The 4,653-nt window shown below is 71.5% G+C and carries 4 protein-coding genes; 1 reads left to right on the top strand and 3 read right to left on the bottom strand.

The genetic code is table 11. The annotated features are described in order from the left end of the window. The first annotated feature begins 58 nt into the window (after positions 1-58). Positions 59-1,786, top strand: a complete 1,728-nt coding sequence (locus tag JWR81_RS07060; protein ID WP_297648361.1) for a carbamoyltransferase C-terminal domain-containing protein — start codon at positions 59-61, stop codon at positions 1,784-1,786. Here the strand turns inward: JWR81_RS07060 and JWR81_RS07055 are convergent. From JWR81_RS07055 to JWR81_RS07045, 3 genes are all read right to left on the bottom strand, one after another. Next, the gene (locus JWR81_RS07055; protein ID WP_297648358.1) at positions 1,732-3,168 is read right to left on the bottom strand and encodes a N,N-dimethylformamidase beta subunit family domain-containing protein; all 1,437 of its coding nucleotides are present in this window, start codon (positions 3,166-3,168) and stop codon (positions 1,732-1,734) included. The two genes, JWR81_RS07060 and JWR81_RS07055, sit on opposite strands and share 55 nt — an antisense overlap. A 309-nt stretch (positions 3,169-3,477) precedes the next feature. Next, a complete protein-coding gene (locus JWR81_RS07050; protein ID WP_297648355.1) occupies positions 3,478-3,948 on the bottom strand; it encodes a hypothetical protein in 471 nt (156 codons plus the stop codon). A gap of 429 nt (positions 3,949-4,377) precedes the next feature. After that, positions 4,378-4,653: hypothetical protein (locus JWR81_RS07045; protein WP_297648351.1), on the bottom strand; the 276-nt coding region annotated here is incomplete at its 5' end.

The following is a 4,653-nucleotide window of genomic DNA, read 5'->3' as shown; positions in this document are numbered from 1 at the left end:
TGCGGTTGCTGTGGCCTGGAGCGGGTAGCCGACCGGACGCCCTTAGGAGGCAGCACCGATGCGCACCGAGCCGACGCGACCCGAGCCGACCATCGTGGGGATCAACCGCACTCAGGACGGCGCTGTCGCGGTGGCCCGCGGCTCGTCAACGGTCTTCACGCTGCAGAAAGAGCGGCTGACGCGCCGCAAACACCACTGGGGCCGCCTCGGCGACCTCCCGACGCTCTACATGCCCGTGATGGCGGCGCTGCACGACCCGATCGACCTCGTGGTGGAGTGCTTCTCCTCCGACGACGAGGTCAAGCACATCGACGCCTACCACGACGAGGTCCGCGAGACGCTCCGGTTCCGTGGCGAGCCGCGGATCGTGACCATCTCCCACCACCTCTCGCACCTCTACAGCGCGTTCCCGCCGTCCCCGTTCGACACGGCCGCGGCCATGATCATCGACGGCCAGGGCAGTCCGGTGCGCGACTTCACCGAGGCCTGCGGCATGGGCGACGACATCCCTCCGGACATGCTTGAGGTGTCCTCGTTCTACCGCTGCGAGCGCGGCCGGCAGCCCGAGTGCATCGCCAAGCAGCTCTGGGACGGCGACTGGGACCACCCCACCGGCCTCGGCTGCTTCTACTACCTGCTCACGCGGGTGATGTTCACCGGCGAGGGCAGTGAGGGGAAGGTGATGGGCCTGGCACCGTTCGGCCGGCCCGACCGGTTCGGGCTGCCGGAGCTGGTGGTGAACGGCCACGAAGTGGCGATCCCGCGGGAGTGGCTCGAGATCTTCGCTCAGCGCGAGCGGTTCTCGCACTTCTTGAATGGACAGAGCCTCGACGGGCCAGGCTCGTTCGAGGACGCCGCCGACCTCGCCGCGGAGGGGCAGCGGGCCTTCGAGACGGCACTGCTGCGCGTCACGGCCTGGCTGCACGAGCAGACCGGCATGGACGACGTCGTCTTCGCGGGCGGCACCGCGCTGAACTGCTCGGCCAATGGCCGGATCCTGCGCGAGAGCGCTTTCCGGGAAGTCTTCATCCCGCCCAGCGCCCACGACGGCGGCACCGCGCTCGGATGCGCGCTGTACGGCCTGATCGAGTGCCTGGGCGAGGCCAGCGGTTTCCGGTGGACCGACGACTTCCTCGGCCCGGACCCGGACCCCGGCCTGCTCGACGAGGCCGTGCGCGCTGCCGAGGCCGACCGGTCGCTGGTGGTCGAGCGGCCTGAGGACCTGGCGGGACGGGCCGCGGAACTGCTCGCGGCCGGCCACGTGGTCGCCGTGCACCAGGGACGCAGCGAGTCGGGTCCCCGGGCACTGGGCAACCGCAGCATCCTCGGCGACGCCCGGAACCCCGCGATGCGGGATTTCATCAACTTCCGGGTCAAGGGGCGGGAGTGGTTCCGCCCGCTGGCCCCCCTCGTGCTGGACCACCGCACCTCGGAGATCTTCGACATCGACCGGCCGGTGCTGTTCATGCAGCTGGCCATCGACGTCCGTCCCGAGCACCGCGAGTCCCTGCCGGCCATCACCCACGTCGACGGCACGGCGCGCATCCAGACCGTGGGGCCGCGCACCACCCCGTTCCTGCACGCGCTGCTCAGCGCGTTCGAGACCCGAACGGGGTGCCCGGTGCTGGTCAACACGTCGCTGAACGGCAAGGGCGACCCGCTCACGGAGAGCCCTGCCGACTCCCTCGCCGTCCTGACCGGCACGCGGATGCACGCCCTGGTGCTGGGGCCCTATCTGGTCGTGAAGCGTGACGCGGCCCCGGTGCCGGCCGACCGGACGCCGTAGCCGGGACGCTCGTCGGGGCGGACTCCGCGGGTCGCGACGGAGAGTCGACGCACCACGTTGTGCGTCACCTGCTCCAGGGCGTGGCTGGTGCCGCCGGCGAGCACGCGCGGCCAGTCCGTGGTCGCGCCGGTGAAGACGGTGCCGCCCGTGCCGGCCGCGGTGTGCAGGCCCATCGTGGCGGCGGCATTGCCGAAGCCCCACCCGCTCGCCGCCGTGTCGCCGATGCCGAGGATCGTGAATCCGGCGGGCGTGCCGTCGTCCCCGGTCGGCTGGACGGGCAGGCCGCGGCGCAGCCGCGACCGGTCGAAGTGGGCGCCGTCGGCCTCGTAGCCGACGACGTACTCGTGCGACCCGCCGCCGATGATGTCCCCGTCCTGCAGCCCGGTGCCCACGAACACCCAGTGGTCGGCGTGCTGCACCGCGTATCCGACGGGCACGGGGTGGTCGTCGCGGTCGCGCTCGCCGCCGTTGCGGAAGCTCACGCCCGTGAGGAGGTTCTCCGGGCGGTCCGGACCGTCGGGATCCGACCACGGCGCGACGCGCCGGAAGGCGTGGTCGTCGTCGAAGACCACGCGCCACCAGCAGGTGTTGCCTCCGAAGAACGCGACGTTCCCGCCGTCGCGCACGAACCCCTCGGTGCGGTCGCGCATCGCGTCGGTCCAGTACTCGTCGTGCCCGGCGCTGAGCAGCAGTGCGTACCCGTCGAGCAGCTCGGGGTCGTGGTGCAGGTCGAGGTCCGTGCAGTAGTCCACCTCATAACCGGCGCCCTCCAGCCAGGCGACGAACGGCGCGTCCCAGTGCCGGAAGGTCTGGCGCGGAGAGAGGTCGAAGGGGTCGTGGTTGAAGATGTCCCACGGGGTCCCGCCGGTACCGCCGCCGGGGCGGTGCACCGAGACCGACGGCGGCACGTGCGCCGGCAGCGGTTCCGGGAGGGTGTAGAGACTCCAGCTGCGGCCGGGGTCCGGCACGACGACGTTGTAGGCGTGGTACGTCAGCAGCGGGAGCTTGTAGAGGATCGGCGCCCGCCGTTCCCCCGGGGCCCCTCGCGCCTGGACCACGAACAACGCCTGCCCGCTGCGGGCGTCAGGCCCGGGAGTGGTTGCGGGGTTGTGCAGCGGCCCCCCGTCGCCCTCGACGAGCACCGCGACGTACACACCGGAGCGCCAGGCCAGAGGAACCTCCAGGCGGTAGCCGGCCCAACCGGGCTGCTCCCCGCCCGGGCGGCCCCAATCCTGGAAGGGCAGGTGGCGGGACGTGCACCTGCCCGGGTACCAGTCCGTGCCGGCGACGAGGTCCATCGATGCGCCGCAGCGGTAGGCGAGCACCCGGAACGCCGGGGCGTCGGTCGACACCCGGAGCACCAGATGTCCACCCCGCAGCACGCTCGGCTCCTCGGGGTATCCATGGATCACGTCGGCGGGTTCCCCGCCAGGCCGGCCGCAATCGGCCGCTGCCGGTCGCGATAAGGATGCGGACACGGACCCCGCACAGCCGATCGCGACGCTGATCGCAGCGGCGGTTTGTTCGCACAGCGAGGAGGTGAACTGATGGCGGGGACTGACCCGCGACAACGTACCGCCGCCGGTGCCGCCCATGATCACCTCGGGAGCGCCGTCCGGGAAGCTGCCCAGCAGGTGCCGCGGCTGCCATGGGGCAGCCTGATGTCGTCAGTGGCTGGGCGGGCGTCGGTCTCAGGGGTGTAGGAGCTGTCCGTCGATCCACGGATCGTGCGAACGCTGCCGACCCTGACCATCGACATAGCCGCATGCCTTGTTCGTGATGTCGTTGGGGTGCGCTGGATCGCCGAACTCGGGGGGCCCGCTGACGTCACACGTGTAGATGACGGTGGCCTTCTTCACCGGAGCAGGGGCCGGTGCAGCCGTCCTCGGGGTGGTGGCCTGGACGGCCCGCATCGTCGTGGGCGCCGGAGCCTCGGTCGTGCGCCGCACGGCAGTGGTGGTCGGTATCGCCCTGCTGGTCGTCGGCGCGGCTTGCGTGGTGATCGGGATGGGCGCCGCCGCTGCGGCGGGCGAGCGGGTGAGGGCGCAGCCGAGACCACCCATGACGACCAGGCCGGCGGCGACGCACAGGGCGACGGTCGAGAGTCGTCGTCGGCGGCGCCGAGCAGCCTCGCGGGCTGCGCGGCGCACGAAGGGTCTCATCGGAGACCTTCGGCCAGCCGGAACACTGGTTCGCTCATTACGCCATCTTTCTCAACCCCTACGCCAAACGGGCGTATGTACTTCGTCTTTCGCTTCAGCGGGCGTGGGTGTTTCATGGGAGTGTCGTCGATGCCCAAGCGTCGCCCGGTCGATCGATGTGCGGCGACGTCGTAGTTCCGGCTCGGTCGTCGTCGGTGAGCGGCCGCGGGTCGGGGTGGCTGACGGCGCGGGCTTCGCACACGAACAGCCGGGCGGTGTGCGGGCGCGGGTGGCCCCCTTCTCCCAGAACCGGTGCAGGAAGTCCTCGAGCGAGGTGAAGCCGAGGCCTCGCCAGGCCTCCAGCGTCCCGTGCGTCTGCTCCGGTACCTCGGCTGCCGCGGGTGCGGCGGCCCGCGTGATGACCCATCGCGTGACGGACGAGCCGACCGGTCACCCTCGGTCGATCTCGACGTCGTCGAGGTTCACCTCGGCCGCCTGCTCCCACACGTCGGCGGGATCGGCCTCGTCGGGCAGATCGGGCGGCCCCAGCAGGTCGTCGGCGAGGTCCTCGGCGACGTCGTCCGGATTGGCCTCGTCGGGCAGATCCGGCGGGCCGGGCAGGTCGTCGGCGAGGTCCTCGGCGACGTCGTCCGGATTGGCTTCCAGCGGGACGTCGTCGGCGACGTCGTCGTACCACCCGGAACTCATCTCATCCATGCCGCCGGG

This window comes from Pseudonocardia sp. (genome assembly GCF_025965585.1).
Taxonomy (GTDB): domain Bacteria; phylum Actinomycetota; class Actinomycetes; order Mycobacteriales; family Pseudonocardiaceae; genus Pseudonocardia.
Note: the sequence above shows the minus strand (reverse complement) of the source record. Positions and strands in the feature narration are given on the sequence as shown.

Coding starts and splice junctions, on each gene's coding strand:
- JWR81_RS07060 (WP_297648361.1), top strand. CDS start 59: ATGCGCACCGAGCCGACGCGACCCGAGCCGACCATCGTGGGGATCAAC.
- JWR81_RS07050 (WP_297648355.1), bottom strand. CDS start 3,948: ATGAGACCCTTCGTGCGCCGCGCAGCCCGCGAGGCTGCTCGGCGCCGC.